Origin of the sequence: Streptomyces sp. NPDC005262 (genome assembly GCF_042872425.1) — a bacterium.
In the GTDB taxonomy this organism is placed as follows: Bacteria; Actinomycetota; Actinomycetes; order Streptomycetales; family Streptomycetaceae; genus Streptomyces.
Map to the genome: position 1 here is coordinate 940,426 of NZ_JBIAKK010000002.1, position 18,059 is coordinate 958,484.

14 protein-coding genes are annotated in these 18,059 nt (G+C 70.3%); 11 read left to right on the forward strand and 3 right to left on the reverse strand.

The genetic code is table 11. From position 1 onward, the window contains the following. The first annotated feature begins 157 nt into the window (after positions 1-157). Complete coding sequence (locus ACFYP5_RS09430; RefSeq protein ID WP_389032621.1) at positions 158-1,549, forward strand: amino acid permease; 1,392 nt, start codon at positions 158-160, stop codon at positions 1,547-1,549. Positions 1,550-1,708: 159 nt separating this feature from the next. Beyond that, on the forward strand, positions 1,709-3,151 hold the full coding sequence (locus tag ACFYP5_RS09435; RefSeq protein WP_389032624.1) for an amino acid permease: 1,443 nt from the start codon (positions 1,709-1,711) through the stop codon (positions 3,149-3,151). On the opposite strand, the gene ACFYP5_RS09440 is transcribed toward ACFYP5_RS09435, so the two are convergent. Then, the gene (locus tag ACFYP5_RS09440; protein ID WP_389032626.1) at positions 3,141-3,773 is read right to left on the reverse strand and encodes a histidine phosphatase family protein; all 633 of its coding nucleotides are present in this window, start codon (positions 3,771-3,773) and stop codon (positions 3,141-3,143) included. The genes ACFYP5_RS09435 and ACFYP5_RS09440 overlap by 11 nt on opposite strands. Positions 3,774-4,416: 643 nt before the next feature. Here ACFYP5_RS09440 and ACFYP5_RS09445 point away from each other — a divergent pair. From ACFYP5_RS09445 to ACFYP5_RS09465, 5 genes are all read left to right on the forward strand, one after another. Beyond that, entirely contained in the window at positions 4,417-5,058 is a 642-nt protein-coding gene (locus ACFYP5_RS09445) for a superoxide dismutase (protein ID WP_389032629.1), read from the forward strand. A 157-nt stretch (positions 5,059-5,215) separates the two neighbouring features. Continuing rightward, positions 5,216-5,554, forward strand: a complete 339-nt coding sequence (locus ACFYP5_RS09450; protein ID WP_389032632.1) for a metalloregulator ArsR/SmtB family transcription factor — start codon at positions 5,216-5,218, stop codon at positions 5,552-5,554. After that, on the forward strand, positions 5,551-6,282 hold the full coding sequence (locus ACFYP5_RS09455) for a DUF2071 domain-containing protein (protein WP_389032635.1): 732 nt from the start codon (positions 5,551-5,553) through the stop codon (positions 6,280-6,282). Before ACFYP5_RS09450 ends, ACFYP5_RS09455 begins: the two co-directional genes overlap by 4 nt. A gap of 203 nt (positions 6,283-6,485) precedes the next feature. Beyond that, positions 6,486-7,136 (forward strand): CatB-related O-acetyltransferase, encoded by a 651-nt coding sequence (locus tag ACFYP5_RS09460; protein ID WP_389032638.1) that lies wholly within the window; start codon positions 6,486-6,488, stop codon positions 7,134-7,136. After that, complete coding sequence (locus ACFYP5_RS09465) at positions 7,133-7,972, forward strand: MOSC domain-containing protein (RefSeq protein WP_389032640.1); 840 nt, start codon at positions 7,133-7,135, stop codon at positions 7,970-7,972. Before ACFYP5_RS09460 ends, ACFYP5_RS09465 begins: the two co-directional genes overlap by 4 nt. A 6-nt stretch (positions 7,973-7,978) precedes the next feature. Here the strand turns inward: ACFYP5_RS09465 and ACFYP5_RS09470 are convergent, their stop codons facing one another. Continuing rightward, complete coding sequence (locus ACFYP5_RS09470) at positions 7,979-8,557, reverse strand: TetR/AcrR family transcriptional regulator (protein WP_389032643.1); 579 nt, start codon at positions 8,555-8,557, stop codon at positions 7,979-7,981. Between the two features lie 80 nt (positions 8,558-8,637). On the opposite strand from ACFYP5_RS09470, the gene ACFYP5_RS09475 reads away from it, so the two are divergent. Beyond that, positions 8,638-9,456 carry an NAD(P)H-binding protein gene (locus ACFYP5_RS09475; RefSeq protein WP_389032645.1) on the forward strand — a complete coding sequence of 273 codons (819 nt, stop codon included), beginning with the start codon at positions 8,638-8,640 and terminating at the stop codon, positions 9,454-9,456. Between the two features lie 292 nt (positions 9,457-9,748). Here ACFYP5_RS09475 and ACFYP5_RS09480 read toward each other — a convergent pair whose 3' ends face one another. Further along, positions 9,749-10,399 carry a DsbA family protein gene (locus ACFYP5_RS09480; RefSeq protein WP_389032648.1) on the reverse strand — a complete coding sequence of 217 codons (651 nt, stop codon included), beginning with the start codon at positions 10,397-10,399 and terminating at the stop codon, positions 9,749-9,751. A gap of 131 nt (positions 10,400-10,530) precedes the next feature. On the opposite strand from ACFYP5_RS09480, the gene pepN reads away from it, so the two are divergent. From pepN to ACFYP5_RS09495, 3 genes are all read left to right on the forward strand, one after another. Next, the gene (gene pepN, locus ACFYP5_RS09485; protein ID WP_389032651.1) at positions 10,531-13,152 is read left to right on the forward strand and encodes an aminopeptidase N; all 2,622 of its coding nucleotides are present in this window, start codon (positions 10,531-10,533) and stop codon (positions 13,150-13,152) included. A gap of 259 nt (positions 13,153-13,411) precedes the next feature. Beyond that, positions 13,412-14,464, forward strand: coding sequence for a hypothetical protein (locus ACFYP5_RS09490; protein ID WP_389032654.1), 1,053 nt, complete (start codon positions 13,412-13,414; stop codon positions 14,462-14,464). A gap of 168 nt (positions 14,465-14,632) precedes the next feature. Continuing rightward, positions 14,633-17,932, forward strand: coding sequence for a S8 family serine peptidase (locus ACFYP5_RS09495; RefSeq protein ID WP_389032657.1), 3,300 nt, complete (start codon positions 14,633-14,635; stop codon positions 17,930-17,932). The last annotated feature ends 127 nt before the right edge of the window (positions 17,933-18,059 follow it).

Sequence of the window (18,059 nt, forward strand, 5' to 3'; positions counted from 1 at the left end):
CGGGTTGGTGGGGTTCGGACAAAGACCGGTACGCAATCACGTGACGGCGTGATGCTTGTCACTGAGGTGGGGACCTGAAGGGGGCACCCGACGGGCCAGGTCTCGCAGCGTGAGACTGTAGGTTCCCCATAAATTATCCGAGAGTGACCCGCACCCCATGCACGACGCCCCTCCCCCCACGCAGCAGGAACCGCTCTCGCACGGACTGAAGCAGCGCCATCTGACCATGCTCGGCCTGGGCGGGGTGATCGGCGCCGGGCTCTTCGTCGGTTCGGGCGCCGGGATCGCGGTCGCCGGGCCGGGCATCGTCGTGTCGTATCTGATCGCCGGCGCGCTCGCGATGCTGGTGATGCGGATGCTCGGCGAGATGTCGGCCGCGATACCCGCCTCCGGCGCCTTCTCCGTCCATGCCGAGCGGGCGCTCGGCCGCTGGGCCGGGTTCAGTGTGGGGTGGCTCTACTGGTTCCTGCTGGTGGTGGTCCTCGCCGTGGAGGCGACGGCCGCCGCGCAGATCGCCCACGGCTGGGTGCCGGGCGTGGACCAGTGGGCGTGGGTGCTGGCGTTCATGGTGGTGTTCACGGTCACGAATCTGACCGCGGTGAAGAACTTCGGCGAGTTCGAGTTCTGGTTCGCCGCCCTCAAGGTCGCCGCGATCGTGATCTTCCTGGTGCTCGGGCTGCTCGCTGTCTTCGGTCTGCTCCCCGACACCGATCCGGTCGGTCTGACCAACCTCACCGGGCAGGGCGGCTTCCTGCCGAACGGCTGGGGCGGCGTCGTCTCAGGCGTGCTGACCGTCGTCTTCGCGTTCGGCGGCCTGGAGGTCGTGACGATCGCTGCGGCCGAGACCGACAACCCGGCGCGCGCGGTGGGACGTGCGGTGCGCAGCGCGGTCGTGCGGATCCTCTTCTTCTACGTCGGCTCGATGCTGGTCATCGTCACCGTGCTGCCGTGGACCGCGCAGCACGCCGGGCTGAGCCCGTACGTCAAGGTCCTGGACGCGATCGGGGTGCCGTCGGCCGGACAGATCATGAACATCGTGGTGTTCGTGGCGCTGCTCTCCGCGCTGAACGCCAATCTCTACGGCGCGTCCCGGATGGTCTTCTCGCTGGCCGAGCGCGGCGAGGGGCCGCGCGGACTGCTGAAGGTGTCCGGGGGCGGTAGCGGGGGCGGGGTGCCGCGGCGGGCGGTCCTCGCCTCGGTCGCCTTCGGCTTCGTCTCCGTACTGCTCAATCTGAAGTGGCCCGACTCCGTCTTCCTCTATCTGCTCAACTCGGTGGGCGCGGTACTGCTGTTCGTCTGGGGGCTGATCGCCGCGTCACAGCTGCGGCTGCGCCGCCGGCTGGAGCGCGAGGCGCCCGAGGCGCTGACCCTGCGCATGTGGTGCTACCCGTGGCTGACGTGGGTGACGCTGGCCGCGCTCGTGGCCGTACTGGTGCTGATGCTGACCGATGACGCGGCGCGCCCGCAAGTGCTGTGGTCGGCGGGGGCGACGGGTCTGGTGCTGCTCGTCGCGGGGGCGCGGGAGCTGCGGGACCGGCGACGCGCCTGACGGGCCGACCCGTGGCGGGGCGTGCACCGGGCATGTGTACGCAGGTGTTCACCTTGTGTGAGCCTGGTGCCCGTATAGCGGACACCTGTTCCGTGTGAGCGGGAGGCGCGCACAGACTGTGGGCTCGTCCCTGTCTCAGCTACCGAACAGAGCACGTCCATGTCTCGGACCTCCGCGTCTCCCCCCACCGCCGGCTCCGAAGTCTCCGCAGTCCCGGCCGGCTCCGATGTCTCCGCCGTCAAGGCCGACTCCGCCCTCACCCATGGACTCAAGCAGCGCCATCTGTCGATGATCGCCCTGGGCGGTGTCATCGGTGCCGGGCTGTTCGTCGGTTCCGGAGCCGGTATCGCCTCCGCCGGGCCCTCGATCGTCATCGCCTACGCCGTCTCCGGGCTGCTCGTCATGTTCGTGATGCGCATGCTCGGCGAGATGTCCGCGGCCAATCCGGCCTCCGGTTCCTTCTCCGTGCACGCGGAACGGGCGATCGGGCCGTGGGCGGGGTTCACCGCCGGCTGGGCGTTCTGGGTGCTGCTCTGTGTCGCCGTCGGGCTGGAAGGGATCGGTGCCGCGAAGATCGTCACCGGCTGGCTGCCCGGCACCCCCGAGTGGGCGTGGGTGGCGCTGTTCATGGTGGTCTTCCTCGGCACGAACCTGGCCGCCGTGAAGAACTTCGGCGAGTTCGAGTTCTGGTTCGCCTCGCTGAAGGTCGCCGCGATCACGCTCTTCCTGGTGCTGGGTGTGCTGGCGATCCTCGGGGTGCTGCCCGGCACGGATGCCCCGGGCGGCGCCAATCTCCGTGGCGACGGCGGGTTCCTGCCGAACGGCTCCAACGGCTTCATCATCGGACTACTCGCCTCCGTCTTCGCCTACGGCGGTCTGGAAACGGTCACCATCGCCGCGGCCGAGTCCGAGAACCCGGTGCAGGGCGTCGCCAAGGCGGTCCGGACGGCGATGTGGCGGATCGCGCTGTTCTACGTCGGTTCGATGGCGGTCATCGTCACCCTCGTACCGTGGGACGACCCGAAGGTCGCGGCGGTCGGCCCGTTCTACGCGACCCTCGACCACCTGGGCATCAGCGGCGCCGCGGAGATCATGAATGTGGTCATCCTGATCGCACTGCTCTCCGCCATGAACGCGAACATCTACGGCGCTTCGCGGATGGCCTGCTCGCTGGTCGCCCGCGGCCAGGGCCCGAAGCGGCTCGGCCGGGTCAGCTCCGGCGTGCCTCGTACCGCAGTGCTCGTCTCGTCCGTCTTCGGCTTCCTGTGTGTCCTGCTGAGCTACTGGCGGCCGGACGATGTCTTCCCCTGGCTGCTCAACATGATCGGCGCGGTGATCCTGGTCGTCTGGATCTTCATCGCGGTGTCGCAGCTGCTCCTGCGCCGCCGGCTGGAGCGCGAGGCACCCGAGAAGCTGGTCGTGCGGATGTGGCTGTTCCCGGTGGGGACGCTGCTCGCGCTGGCGGCGATGGCAGGCATCTTCCTGCTGATGCTGCGCGAGCCCGACACGCGCGACCAGCTGCTGGCGACCGGTGCGCTGACCGCCGTACTGGCCGTCATCGGTGTGGTGCGCCAGCGGCGGGCCGCGGCCGTCAGGAACTGACGTCGGGGGCGCACGGCACGTTGAGGGAGAGCAGCGCGCCGCCCTCGTCCCCCAGCTGCACCTCGCTCACCGCCGCGTTGCGCAATTGCGGTAGTGCCCGGCGGTACGCGCCGAGCGGGATCGACAGCAGTTCGCACAGCACCAGCCGCAGCAGCGTGTTGTGTGCGACGACCAGTACCCGCTGCCCCGGATGGAAGCGTGCGATCCGGCGCAGCGCCGCCGTCCCCCGGGCCGCCGCCGTGCGCGGGTCCTCGGCCCCGGGGAAGGGGTGGGTCACCGGGTCGGCGACATACGCCTCTGCCCATTTCGGGTCCTCGGCGGCGAATTCGGCGAGGGTGCGCCCCTCCACCTCCCCGAAGTGGCACTCGCGCAGATCGTGTTCGCGCCCAGGTACGAGGCCGAGCGCCCGGCAGGCGGGTTCGGCGGTCTCGATGGCGCGGGAGACGGTCGACGTCCAGATCGCGTCGACCGGGTGCCGGACCGCCCACTCCGCCAGTTGCTCGGCCTGGCGGCGGCCCTCGTCGGTGAGTGCGACGTCGCTGGCGCCGGCGTAGCGGTTCTCGGAGTGCCAGACGGTCTGTCCGTGCCGGGCGAGCAGCAGGGTCGTGGGGAAGATGGTCATCGGCTCTCCGTTCGGGCCCGGGCGTGGGCGGCAAGCGCCCCGGGCCGTCGGCCCCGCCGTTCCAGTTCATCCACCAGCTTGAGGTACCGCGCGGTGCGGCGGGCGGTGCGCGCCGGGTCCGGGCGCAGGACCTGCCGGATTCTGACCATGTGGCCCGCCGCCCGTGGCTCGTGGTCACGGGCCGAGGTGCCCCGTCCCGCCGGGACCCGTCCGGAGAGTGCGGCGGTCAACGCCCGCCGCCGCGGTCCGACGCCCCGCCGGACAACCACCTTCCTTCCAGGGAACGGCAGTTGTAAAACACGTAGCTACGCTACCCGGCCGGCGACGCGGTGACGCCCCTGAGGACCGGGGTCACGCCGCCACCGTTCCCTGGTCCGGCGGGCGCGCACCGGAAAGCGGTCCGCGCCGTGCATCAGTCGATCGCGCCGGCTGCGATGAACCCGGCCGCCACCATGCCGGTCCCCTCGGCCCCGCCCGCCCGTCGCCGTACATCAGGCCGACGGCGAACCACCCGGTGACGCCCGCCCGGGACGACCTGCGCTCCTGGCCCGAAGGGCTGATCACACTCCGCCCTTCCTGCTGTTAGCCTGCTCTTGCATATAGGTTGCAATAACAACAGGACAGCAGCTGGAGGGTTCGCCCCATGGCCACGTACACGCTCCCGGAACTCCCTTACGACTACGCGGCGCTCGAACCGGTCATCAACCCGCAGATCATCGAGCTCCACCACGACAAGCACCACGCCGCCTACGTCAAGGGCGCCAACGACACCTTGGAGCGACTGGAAGAGGCGCGCGACAAGGAGGCCTGGGGAGCCGTCAACGGCCTGCAGAAGAACCTCGCGTTCCATCTCTCCGGACACATCCTGCACTCGATCTACTGGCACAACATGAGCGGTGACGGTGGTGGCGAGCCGCTCGCGGCGGACGGTGTCGGCGACTTGGCGGACGCCATCACCGACTCCTTCGGTTCGTACGCGGGCTTCAAGTCCCAGCTGACGAAGGCAGCCGCCACCACGCAGGGTTCCGGCTGGGGGGTACTGGCGTACGAGCCGCTCAGCGGCAAGTTGATCGTCGAGCAGGTCTACGACCACCAGGGCAACGTCGGCCAGGGCTCGGTCCCGATCCTGGTCTTCGACGCCTGGGAGCACGCCTTCTACCTCCAGTACAAGAACCAGAAGGTCGACTTCATCGAGGCCATGTGGCGCGTCGTCAACTGGCAGGACGTGGCGAAGCGGTACGCGGCCGCCAGGGAGCGCGCCGACGTCCTGCTGCTCACCCCCTGACCCGGGCGCACGGACGTCCTGCCTCGTGATCGTCTTCTCAGCCTTCACCGGCAGGCGGATGAACGGGGAGCCCCCGCGAGGACGTGACTCGCGGGGGCTCCCCCATTTTCATGCATTTAGCTTGTTTGCTAATTAGCTCATGTGCTAAACATCTGGCATGGCAACGAGCGATGACGAGGCGAGCGCCTTCCGCGCCCTCGCCGATCCGACCAGGCGCCAGATCCTGGAGGACCTCCGGGACGGCGAGCTGGCGGCCGGGGAGATCGCGGCCCGGTTCACGATCAGTGCGCCGTCGATCTCCCGCCACCTCGGTGTACTGAAGGGCGCCGGGCTGGTCACCGAGCGCCGCGACGGCAACCGCATCCTCTACTCGCTGGCCGAGGACCGGCTGGCGACCAGCATCGGACGGTTCCTGAGCTCCGTCTGCCCCGAGCAGATCGTCCTGCGCCACACCAAGTGGCGGTCCGCCACGCACGAGGAAGGCGGCACATCATGATCCAGCCCCGACTCGCCAGCGTCATCGAGCGCCGCCTCCTGGTGAACTACCGGGTCGCCCCGGACGCCGCCGTCCGCCTGCTGCCCGCCGACCTGCGGCCCCAGTTGGTGCGCGGCCACGCCGTCGCCGGTATCTGCCTCCTGCGCCTGGGCTCCGCACGCCCCACGTGGGCGCCCCCGCCGGCGGGTCTGCGCAGCGAGAACGCTGCGCACCGCATCTCTGTCGAGTGGGACGGCCCGGACGGCGTGGAGACCGGCGTCTACATCACACGCCGCGACAGTGGCTCACGGATCAACTCCTGGGCGGGCGGGCGGATTTTCCCGGGCGAGCACGGTCGCGCCGACTTCACGGTGCACGAGACGCCCGACGAGGTACGGGTCGCTCTCGCCACCCGTGACGGCGAGATCCGGGTCGACGTCACGGCCGAGGTCACCGACGAACTGCGCGGCAGTGAACTCTTCACAGATCTCCAGGAGGCATCGGACTTCTTCCGCGCCGGGGCCAGGGGCCTGTCCCCAACGGCTTCGGGCCGCCGTGTCGAAGCCATGGAGCTGGAAACGGACGCGTGGCGGGTGACAGCCGGACGGGTCCGATCCGCGCGGTCTTCCTTCTTCGAGGACCCGGACCGCTTCCCGCCCGGCACCGCGACGCTGGACAGCGTCCTGGTCATGCGCGACGTCGCCGCCCGCTGGCGACCGCTGCCGACGAGGCCCATGGCCCGTCACTGACGAGCAGTGGCCGTCGGCCCGTCGTGCCCCTCGGCACCGACGGGCCGTACCGCGGTGGCGCCCGGCGTCGGCCCGACCACGACCGGTCCGGTGAACCGGCGCCCGCCCCGCACCTTGCGCCGAGGTCATGGCATCGCCCCTCGGTGCCGAGCGGGCCCCCCGACGAAACGTGTGCCCTTCGGGGGCAATGCGATGATGGCGCCATGAGCCCGGTCCCCGCCGACCCCACCGCTGTGCACCCCATGCCCGGACAGCCGCGTGTGGTCCAGCTGCAGCCCCTGGTGACATCGGAACTGATCGAGATAGGCGCCTACTCGTACTACGACGACCCCGATGACGCGACCGCCTTCGAGACCCGCAACGTGCTGTACCACTACGGCCCGGAGAAGCTCGTCATCGGAAAGTTCTGCGCGCTCGGGACCGGCGTGCGGTTCCTCATGAACGGCGCCAACCACCGTATGGACGGCCCCTCCACGTTCCCGTTCCCCACGATGGGCGGCTCCTGGGCCGACCACTTCGACCTGCTGACCGGACTGCCGAACCGGGGCGACACCGTCGTCGGCAACGATGTCTGGTTCGGCTACGGATCGACGGTCCTGCCGGGCGTACGGATCGGGCACGGCGCCGTCATCGGTGCCGGGGCGGTCGTCGCCGGCGACGTCCCGGACTACGGCATCGTCGGCGGCAACCCGGCGCGGCTGATCCGTACCCGCTACGACGACGAGACCGTCACCCGGCTCCTCGCCGTCGCCTGGTGGGACTGGCCCGTCGAGCTCATCACCCGGCACATCCGCACGATCATGTCCGGCAGCGTCGACGCGCTCGAAGCGGCTGCCCAGGAGGGCACGTCATGACCATCACCGTTCAGAATCTGGCGTACTACCCCGTCAAGGGCTGCGGGGCGGTTCCGGTCGACCGGGCGGAGATCACCGGGACCGGTCTCGTGCATGACCGTACGTTCATGGTGGTGGACGCCGAGGACGGCGCGTTCCGCAGCCAGCGGACACACCCCACGATGGCTGCGATCAGGGCCGAAGTCCTGGACGGCGGCGCCGTGCTGGCCCTCTCCGTACCGGACCTGGAGCCCCTGGAGCTGGCCGTCGACCGGGACGGCCCGCGCCGCGCGGTCAGCATGTTCGACCGTCCGCTCGGCGAGGCCTGCGACCAGGGGGACGCGGTCGCCGAGTGGTTCTCAGAGGTGCTCGGCGCGAAGTCCCGGCTGGTACGGGTGGCCCCCGGCTTCGACCGTGACGGCTGGGGCGAGACCCCCGGCAAGGTCGCCTTCGCCGACGCCCATGCGGTGCTGGTCGCCTCCACCGCGTCGCTGGCCGGCCTCAACGCCCGTATCGAGGCCCGGGGCGACGTGGCCGGCGTACCGATGGACCGATTCCGCCCGAACATCGTCCTGTCCGGTACCGACGAGCCGCACTTCGAGGACCGGGTACGCCGCATGACCATCGGGTCGGCCGAACTGGCCTACTCCGTGCGGGCGATGCGGTGCAACGTCCCGCTCGTGGACCAGTCGACCGGCCTCCGGGCGGGCCCGGAACCGGTCCGGACCCTCGCGACGTACCGCCGCGAACCCGACTACGGCAACAAGGTCAGCTTCGGCGTGAAGAACGCGGTGGTCCGCGAGGGCGTGGTGGCCGTCGGCGACACGGTCGAGATCACGAGCCGGCTCGACGCGTGATCCCCGTCAGGCGAGCGAGTCGATCCAGCGTTCCAGCCGGCGCCCTTCGGCGGCCATCAGGTCGGGGTCCCGGAAGGTGTTGGTGAGCAGCGAGATCCCCTGGTAGGCGGCGATCAGAGCGACCGCGAGTTCACGGGAGTCACTGCGGCCCATCGCCTGGAACTGCTGCTCGACCCAGTCGAGCAGCACCTCGATGACCTTGGCGACCGACTGGTCGAGGCCGTCGGCCCGCTTGTCGAGTTCCGAGGCCATGGTCCCGGTGGGGCAGCCGTACCGAGCCGTGAGCTCACGCTGTTCGACCCAGCCGTTCAGGAGTGCCTTCAGCCGGTCCTGGGGTGCGGGAAGCTCGTCGAGCGCGCCGATCATCGACCTCAGGCCCTGCGCATGCGCGTCGATCGCCGCCTCGACGAGCTGGTCCTTGGTCTTGAAGTAGTAGTACACGTTGCCCAACGGGACGTCGGCCGCTCGTGCGATGTCCGCGATCGTGGTCTGTTCGACGCCCTGCTCGTGAAGTACCCGGGCCGCGGCGGCCGCCAGCCTTTCCCGCTTGCCCGGCGACTGCCGGACACCTTTTGAGTGAGTCACCTGACTAACTATAGACGCGCGGCCGGAGGACCGGCTATCGTCGCAACTTAGTCAGTCAACTAACTAACTCAGGGGATCTCATGATCGTTGCAACGGGCGCGACCGGAAACGTCGGACGGGAACTCGTACGGATCCTTGCCGCGGCCGGTGATCAGGTGACGGCTGTCTCCCGGCGGCCCCCGGCGCATCTGCCCGACGGCGTACGGCACCAGCGGGCCGATCTCGCCGACCCGGAGAGCCTGCGCACCGCGCTGGACGGCGCCGACGCACTGTTCCTGCTCGTCGCGGGCGACGACCCGCAGGGCATCCTCGACATCGCAGCGACCGGCGGGGTGCGGCGCGTCGTCCTGCTCTCCTCCCAGGGCGTCGGGACTCGGCCGGAGGCCTACCGTCACCCGGGGACGTTCGAGGACGCCGTCCGCCGGCCTGGCCTCGCATGGACGGTTTTGCGGTCCGGCGGCCTGAACTCCAACACCTTCGCCTGGGCCGAGTCGATCCGTACGCAGCGCACGGTCGCCGCACCCTTCGGCGACGTCGGGCTGCCCACCGTCGACCCGGCGGATGTCGCCGAGGTCGCGGCCGTGGTCCTGCGCGAGGCCGGACACGCGGGCCGTACGTACGAATTGACCGGTCCCGCGACGGTCACCCAGCGGGAACGGGCCGAGGCGATCGGCGACGCGCTGGGCACTCCGGTGCGCTTCGTCGAGCAGACCCGCGACGAGGCCCGCGCGCAGATGCTGCAGTTCATGCCCGCGCCGGTGGTGGAGGGCACGCTCGGCATCCTCGGCGAGCCGCTGGCGGCGGAGCAGAAGGTCAGCCCCGACGTCGAGCAGATCCTCGGCCGGGCGCCGCGCACCTTCGCCGACTGGGCCGCAGGAGCCGCCGAGTCCTTCCGGTGAAACCGGTGTGCGGCAAACTTCGCCGGCTTCGTGGTCGAGCGCCACGGCGTGGCCGCCGGACACCACAGCCCGAAGGACCGCCCGCTGCCGGTCACCCGGACAGTCGCAGCACGGGCGGACGGCCACGAACTCCGCCGAGCCGCCCGGCTGTTGCCCCTGCGGAGCCGCCTGCCTGACCCGTCCGGGTGCTGCACCGGGTGGCCGGGAGGTCGCCGAAGCCCGCCCAGCCGTACAGGTGACGGACCACGCTGCGGGTTCCGGACGGTGGCCGGAACCCGCACCGATGCGTACGTCAGTCGAAGATCGGGCCCTGCGTCCGGGTCCGCTTGATCTCGTAGAAGCCGGGGATCGACGCCACCATCAGCGTGCCGTCCCACAGCTTCGCCGCCTCCTCGCCCTTCGGGGCGGGGGTGACGACCGGGCCGAAGAAGGCGACCTGCTCGCCGTCGGAGCCCGGCACGGCGATGACCGGCGTGCCGACGTCCTGGCCGACCTTGTCGATGCCCTCCTGGTGGGAGGCGCGCAGCTCCGCGTCGTACGTGTCCGAGTCGGCGTACTCCGCGAGCTCGGCCGGCAGACCGACGTCTTCGAGCGCCGCCACGATCGCCTCACGGGTGGGGCCCTCGCCCTGGTTGTGGAAGCGGGTGCCGAGCGCGGTGTACAGCGGGCCGACGATGTCGTCGCCGTGCTTCTGCTGGGCGGCGACGACGACGCGGACCGGGCCCCATGCCTTGGTCTCGAGCATCTCGCGGTACTCGTCGGGCAGCTCGTCGAGCCTGTTCTCGTTGAGGACGGCAAGACTCATCACATGCCAGCGGACCTCCACGTCGCGGACCTTCTCCACCTCCAGCATCCAGCGGGAGGTCATCCACGCCCAGGGACAGAGCGGGTCGAACCAGAAATCGGCGGGCGTCTTGCCGTTCACCGTGGCGTTCTCAGACATGTCTCTCCTCAAGAGGCGATCGCACCTGTGCGCGAGAACACCGCCGAACGGCCCTGCCATTCCCGCGCGCCCGGGCCGGGAGGCACATGGGAGGATCAAACTGTTCGAACGTGACACAAAGGAGTGCACCAGTGCCCGGTCAAAACCTGTCCCGCGACGAAGCCCACGAGCGGGCCGAGCTGCTGACCGTCGACGCGTACGACGTCGTGCTCGACCTGCGGTCCGCGATCGGTGATCCCGAGGGCCGCGGCGGGGACGGTGGGGACCGGCCGGCCGTCGATCCCCGGACCTTCCGCTCGGTGACCACGATCCGGTTCCGCTCCGCGCGGGCGGGGGCGTCGACGTTCGCGGATCTGCTGGCGCCGAGCGTGACCTCGGTGACCCTGAACGGGCAGGCGCTCGACCCCGCCGTCGTCTTCGACGGGACGCGGGTGGCGCTGGACGGTCTGCCGGAGGGCGAGAACGTCCTGGTCGTCGACGCGCAGTGCGCGTACAGCCGGACCGGCGAGGGGATGCACCGGTTCGTCGACCCGGAGGACGGCGAGGTCTATCTCTACACGCAGTACGAGCCGGCCGACGCGCGGCGTGTCTTCGCGAACTTCGAGCAGCCCGACCTGAAGGCCCCGTTCCGCTTCGAGGTGACGGCGCCCGAGGGGTGGACGGTCTGGAGCAACGGGGCCGAGGAGTCCCGGGACGGCGGGGTCTGGCGGTTCGCCGAGACGAAGCCGATCTCGACCTACATCACGGCGGTCGTCGCCGGCCCGTACCACCACGTGACCGACTCGTACAGCCGTACCTTCGACGACGGCACGACGCTGGACATCCCGCTCGGCGCGCTCTGCCGCAAGGGGCTCGCCCGCCACTTCGACGCCGACGACATCTTCCTCGTCACCAAGCAGGGCCTGGACTTCTTCCACGACAACTTCGACTACCCGTACCCGTTCGGGAAGTACGACCAGGCGTTCGTACCGGAGTACAACCTCGGCGCGATGGAGAACCCGGGCTGTGTCACGTTCCGCGAGGAGTACATCTTCCGCGGCAAGGTGACGCAGGCGTCGTACGAGAGCCGCGCCAACGTCATCCTGCACGAGATGGCGCACATGTGGTTCGGCGACCTCGTCACCATGCAGTGGTGGGACGACCTGTGGCTGAAGGAGTCGTTCGCCGACTTCATGGGCGTCTTCGCCATGGTGGAGTCGACCCGCTTCAAGGACGGCTGGATCACCTTCGCCAACAACCGCAAGTCCTGGGCGTACCGCGCCGACCAGCTGCCGTCCACGCACCCGATCACGGCCGACATCCGTGACCTGGAGGACGCCAAGCTGAACTTCGACGGCATCACGTACGCCAAGGGTGCTTCGGTGCTGAAGCAGCTGGTGGCGTACGCGGGACGGGACGCCTTCCTGGAGGGGGCCCGGCGCTACTTCAAGAAGCATGCGTACGGCAACACGCAGCTGGGCGACCTGCTGTCGGTGCTGGCCGAGACGTCCGGGCGGGACATGGTCACCTGGTCGCGGTCGTGGCTGCAGACGGCCGGTGTCAACTCGCTGACGCCGGTGGTGACGTACGGCGCGGCGGACCGGATCACCGAGCTGGCGGTCCTCCAGGAGGCCGCCGACTCGCACCCCGAGCTGCGGCCGCACCGGGTCGCGGTCGGTCTGTACCGCCGCACGACCCGCGGCGACCTGGTGCGGTACGCGCGCGCCGAGGTGGATGTGGCGGGACCACGCACGGTGGTCGCCGCGCTGGCCGGCGTCGAGCGGCCCGAGCTGATCCTCGTCAACGACGACGACCTCACGTACTGCAAGGTCCGCTTCGACGAGGCGTCCCTCGCCACCTTGCGCACGCACCTCGGGGACATCACCGACCCGCTGGCACGGGCGCTGTGCTGGTCCGCCCTGTGGAACCTGACGCGGGACGGACTGATGCCGGCCCAGGACTTCATCTCGCTCGTGCTGGCATTCTCCGGCCAGGAGTCCGACATCGGCGTCCTGCAGATGCTGCACGCCTGGACCCGGACCGCGCTCGTCCACTACGCCGCCCCGGGGTGGCGTGAGGAGGGCGGACGGGCGCTGGCCGAGGGTGCGCTGCGGGAGCTGCGGATCGCCGAGCCGGGGAGCGAGCACCAGCTGGCGTGGGCGCGGTTCTTCGCGACGGTCGCGGACTCGGAATCGGACTTCCAGCTGCTGTCCTCACTCCTGGGGGAGTCCGCGCGGATCGACGGGCTGGAGGTCGATCAGGAGCTGCGGTGGGCGTTCCTGTCCGCGCTGGCCGCGCACGGGGTCGCCGACGAGTCGATGATCGATGCCGAACTGGCCCGGGACGACACGGCGTCCGGCAAGCGGCACCAGGTGCGGTGCCTGGCCTCTCGGCCGTCGGCGGCGGTCAAGGCGCAGGCGTGGGCGGCCGTGGTGGAGTCGGACGCGCTGTCCAACGCGCTGGTCGAGGCGACGATCGCAGGGTTCGGACAGTCGTCGCAGCGGGAGTTGCTGGCGCCGTACGCAGCCCGGTACTTCGATGCGATCGAACGGGTGTGGGCCGAGCGGTCGATCCAGATCGGGATGTCCGTGGTGAAGGGTCTGTTCCCGGCGCTGCAGGACGACCCGGCGACGCTGGCGGCGGCGGATGCCTGGCTGGAGGCGCATGCGGATGCGGCGCCGGCGTTGCGTCGGCTGGTGCTGGAGGGACGGGACGATCTGGCGCGGGCGTTGCGGGCGCAGGCGTGTGACGCAAGGGCCGGGGCCGGCCTCTGACGGGGCGCCCCGGGGCAAGCACGGCAGCGTCGCCCTCGATCGCCGGACGGGCTTGATCTCTCGGCCCGTCCGGCGCCGGGGCCGGCAGCGGCCGAGGCGAGCCGCAGCGGCCCGCGTGGGCTGACGCGACGCACAATCCCCGTCGGGATCGCCCTTTTCGGTTGTCGAACGTCTGTACTTTAGGACGGCGTTGTCCTGAATTGTCGACGGGCGTGTAACAGGGGTTAGCCGCGCCGCGGCCTGCGGCATACCCCGGAGCATGACCCAGAACACCCCTCTCTCCCCCCACTTCCGACCCCCCGTCGGCGAACGGCAACGGGTGCTGTCCGTCGAGCAGTTGAAGACACTCGGCGTGTCCCCAGCGCGGGCTGCCGCGCAGTGCCGGGCCGGTGGTCCATGGCAGCAGCCGTTGCCCGGGGTGTATGTGCTGCACCCGGGGCCGCCCACCGGCGAGGAGCGGCTGCGGTCCGCCCTGCTGTACGTCGGGCGGCGGCGGAGCGTTCCCGCGCAGGGCGGCGCGGTGCGGGCGACCGGGTACGGCGAGGCCATGGTCACCGGCCCGGCCGCGCTCGCCCTCCACGGGTTCTCCCTCGTACCGCCGACGAGTTCGCTCGACCGGATCGACGTGCTGGTGCCGCGCAACCGGCGGCTGCGGTCCGTCCGGTACGTGCGCGTGGTGCGGACGGCCGAACTGCCGCGCCCCGAGCAGCTCGCCGGCCTGCCGGTGGCCCCCGTGGCACGGGCACTCGCGGATGCGGTCACCGGCTTCGGGGACACCGCCGCCGTACGGCTGCTCCTCACCGAGGCGGTCCGCGGCGGACACTGCGAACCCGCCGCGGTCGTACGCGAGCTGAGCCGCAGCAAGTTGCTGGACCGGCCCCACATCATGCACGCCGTCGACTCGCTGCTCGCCGAGGGGCGGGCGCTGGCGGAGAGCCGGCTGTACGACCTGGTGCGGACCTACGACCTGCCGGAACCGCTCTGGAACGTGGACCTGCGGCTGCCCGGCGGCCCGCACCTCGGCGGAGTGGACGCCTACTGGCCCGACCAGGCCGTCGCTGTCGAACTCGACAGCCGGGCACCCCTGCACAGCACGCTCGACGGCGACCGGTGCCAGGAGGGGCAGGACGCCGAGTGGTCCGGCTGCGCCGCCGAGCGGGAGCATCTGGAACGGCTCGGGGTCACCGTCGTCCACGTCACGCCGAGGAAGCTGCGCGTCGCGGCGGAGCAGCAGGCGACCGTGGTGCGCACCGCACTGATGGCCGCGGTCGACCGCGAACCCGTCGCGTATGTGGTCATCCTTCCCCGGTGACGGGGCAGTTATCGACCCTTTCGTCCCTCGTGACGCATCAGCCCCAGTGGCGGGAGTACGCCATGACCACATCTCGCCTCCCCCAAGCCTCCACAAACCCAGGTCATTTGCGAAAGGCTGAGCGGTCATCCGGTACCGAATTCCGGACTTTCTCTTTCACATACAGGGATGCTGATGACCTCCGAATCCCCCAGCTCCATATCCGGGGCGAGACGCGTGGCCCGAGTCGCGGCCGCTGCCGGTCTGGTGGCCGCACTGGCCGCCTCCGGCGCGGCCCCGGTCTTCGCCGCCGACGACCCGGCCGACACCCCCGTGAAGGCGGCCGCCGCGAGCGACAAGCTCGGTGCGGCCGACGCCGACATCCTGACCAAGGCGAAGGCCAAGGGCGAGAAGAACGTCACGATGATGTTCGCCACCACGCCCGGTGCGACCGAGCAGGTCACCGAGCAGCTGGACGCCGTGAAGGGGTCCGTGCTGGGTCGTACGTACGACAAGCTCGGCTACGTGCGTGCGACCGTCCCGACCGCGACCGCCGAGGCGACCATCAAGGCGGCCTCGAAGCTGACGTCCGTCCGCGGCATCGATCTCAAGCAGGAGATCATGCTCGACGACCCGACGCCCTCGGGCGACCGGGCCGCCGGGGCCAAGTCGCAGACCACGGGCACCTACCCGGCGCCGGGCAAGAAGACGCCGGCGAAGAACCCGTACAACCCGTCCTTCGAGACGGGCGCGGTCGACTTCGTCCAGCAGCACCCGAAGGCCGACGGCCGCGGCGTGACCATCGGCATCCTGGACTCGGGTGTCGACCTCGGTCACCCGGCGCTCCAGAAGACCAGCACCGGCGAGCGCAAGATCGTCGACTGGGTGACGGCCACCGACCCGGTCAGCGACGGCGACGGTACCTGGCTGCGGATGACCGCCTCGGTGACCGGCCCCGTCTTCACGATCGGTGGCCGCACCTACTCGGCGCCGGCCGGCTCGTACAAGATCCAGCTCTTCTCCGAGGCCGCCACCAAGGGCGGCGACATGGCCGGAGACCTGAACCGGGACGGCGACACCACCGACACCTGGGCCGTGCTCTACGACCCGGTCACCGGTACCACGCGCGTCGACCTGAACAACGACGCCGACTTCTCCAACGACGCCGTCATGAAGCCGTACAAGGAGAAGCACCAGGTCTCCTACTTCGGCACGGACAACCCGCGGACCGAGGTCGTCGAGCGCATCCCGTTCGTCGTCGAGACGCGCAAAAACGTCGTGTACAACGCGGCCGGCGACAAGGCCGACTACGTCAACATCGGCGTCATCGAGAGCGAGCACGGCACCCACGTCGCCGGCATCACCTCCGCCAACGGGCTCTTCGGCGGCAAGATGAACGGCGCCGCGCCCGGCGCGAAGATCGTCTCCTCGCGCGCCTGCACCTGGTCCGGCGGCTGCACCAACATCGCGCTCACCGAGGGCATGATCGACCTCGTCGTCAACCGCGGTGTCGATGTCGTCAACATGTCGATCGGGGGCCTGCCGCCGCTCAACGACGGCAACAACGCCCGCGCCGCGACGTACAAGCGACTCATCGACACGTACGGCGTCCAGCTGGTCATCTCGGCCGGCAACGACGGCCCGGGCGTGAACACCATCGGTGACCCCGGCCTCGCCGACCACGTCATCTCCGTCGGCGCGTCCATCTCCAAGGAGACCTGGGCCGCCAACTACGGCTCCAATGTCACCAAGAAGTACGACATGCTGCCGTTCTCGTCCCGTGGTCCGCGTGAGGACGGCGGCTTCGCGCCGATCCTGACCGCGCCCGGCGCCTCCATCAACACCACCCAGACCTGGCTGCCCGGCGCGCCGGTCAAGGAGGCGGGCTACTCGCTTCCGGCCGGTTACTCCATGCTGCAGGGCACCTCGATGTCCTCGCCGCAGGCCGCCGGTGCGACCGCGCTGCTGCTGTCAGCCGCGAAGCAGAAGCACATCGAGCTGCCCCCGGCCGACCTGCGTACCGCGCTGACCAGCACCGCGACCCACATCCAGGGTGTGCCCGCGCACGCCCAGGGTGCCGGCCTGATCAACATCGTGGGCGCCTGGAAGCAGATCGAGAAGCAGGGTTCCCCGGCGCACGAGTACTCCGTGAAGGCCCCGGTCGACACGGCGATCGACTTCGCGCTGAAGACCCCCGGCTTCGGTACCGGCCTGTACGACCGCGAGGGCGGCCTGAAGGCCGGCCAGAAGAAGTCGTACGACGTCACGGTCACCCGCACCACGGGCCCGGACAAGGCCGTCGCGCACAAGCTGTCCTGGAAGAACAACGACGGCACCTTCGCGCTGACCGGCAGCAGCACCGTCTCGCTGCCGCTGGGCAAGCCGGTGACCGTCAAGGTCCAGGCGAAGCCGGGCAGCGCGGGCGTGCACAGCGCGATCCTGCAGGTCGATGACGCGAAGACCTCCGGTGTGGATCAGCAGATCCTCGCCACGGTCGTCGTCGCCAAGGACCTGGTGAAGCCCGCCTACGCGTTCGCCGCGTCCGGCTCGGTGCAGCGCAACGGCACCACGTCGTACTTCGTGAACGTGCCGGAGGGCGCCAAGACCCTCGAGGTCGCGATGAGCGCGCTGCGCTCGGGCAGCCAGACCCGCTTCATCTCCATCCACCCGTACGGGGTGGCGATGGAGGACAGCGGTACGCCGTTCTGCTACCCGAACTACGACAACCCGACCAACACCTGCCGCCCCGACGTGCGCTCGTACGTCGACCCGCAGGCCGGTGTCTGGGAGATCGAGGTCGAGGCACGGCGTACGTCGCCGCTGCTGGACAACCCGTTCAAGCTGGATGTCAGCCTGCTCGGCGCGTCCTTCGACCCGGCCGTGCAGACGCTGCCCGAGGCGAAGGTCGGCACGCCGGCCGCGGTGAACTGGACCGTCACCAACTCCGCGGGCGACCTGGAGGGCAAGCTCAAGGGCGGCTCGCTGGGCTCGGCCAAGGTTGCCACCCCGTCGATCAAGACGGGTGACCAGCAGGTCACCACGGTCACCATCGGTGAGGGCGTCGAGAAGCTGGACGTCGCCGTCGGCGGCACCTCGGACGCCAACGCCGACATCGACCTGTACGTGCTCGACGCGGACGGCACCGAGGTCGGTTCGTCCACGAGCGCGGGTGCGGAGGAGTCGGTCAGCCTGGCCGACCCCGCCGCCGGTACGTACACGATCGTCGTGGACGGTTACTCGGTTCCGGCCGGTACCACCACGTACGACTACCGCGACGTGTACTACTCCCCGTCGCTCGGCACGCTCAAGGTCGACGAGTCGAAGGCCGTGAACCTGGCCAGCGGCGCTTCGGCGCAGGTCGGCGCGGACGTCGTGGTCGGCGGTGCGGCCCCCGAGGGACGCCAGTTCTTCGGCGAGGTGCAGCTGGTGAACAGCCGCGGCACCGCGGCCGGCACCGGCAGCGTCGTGATCGAGAAGGTCACGCCGTAACGACCCGGATGCGTTGTCGGTAACGACAGTGGGGCGGGGGGGGGGCCGGGGGGCCCCCCCCCCCCCCGGCCCCCCCCCCCCCCCGGCCCCCCCCCCCGGCCGGGCCCAGGGGTGGTCGCAGGAGCCC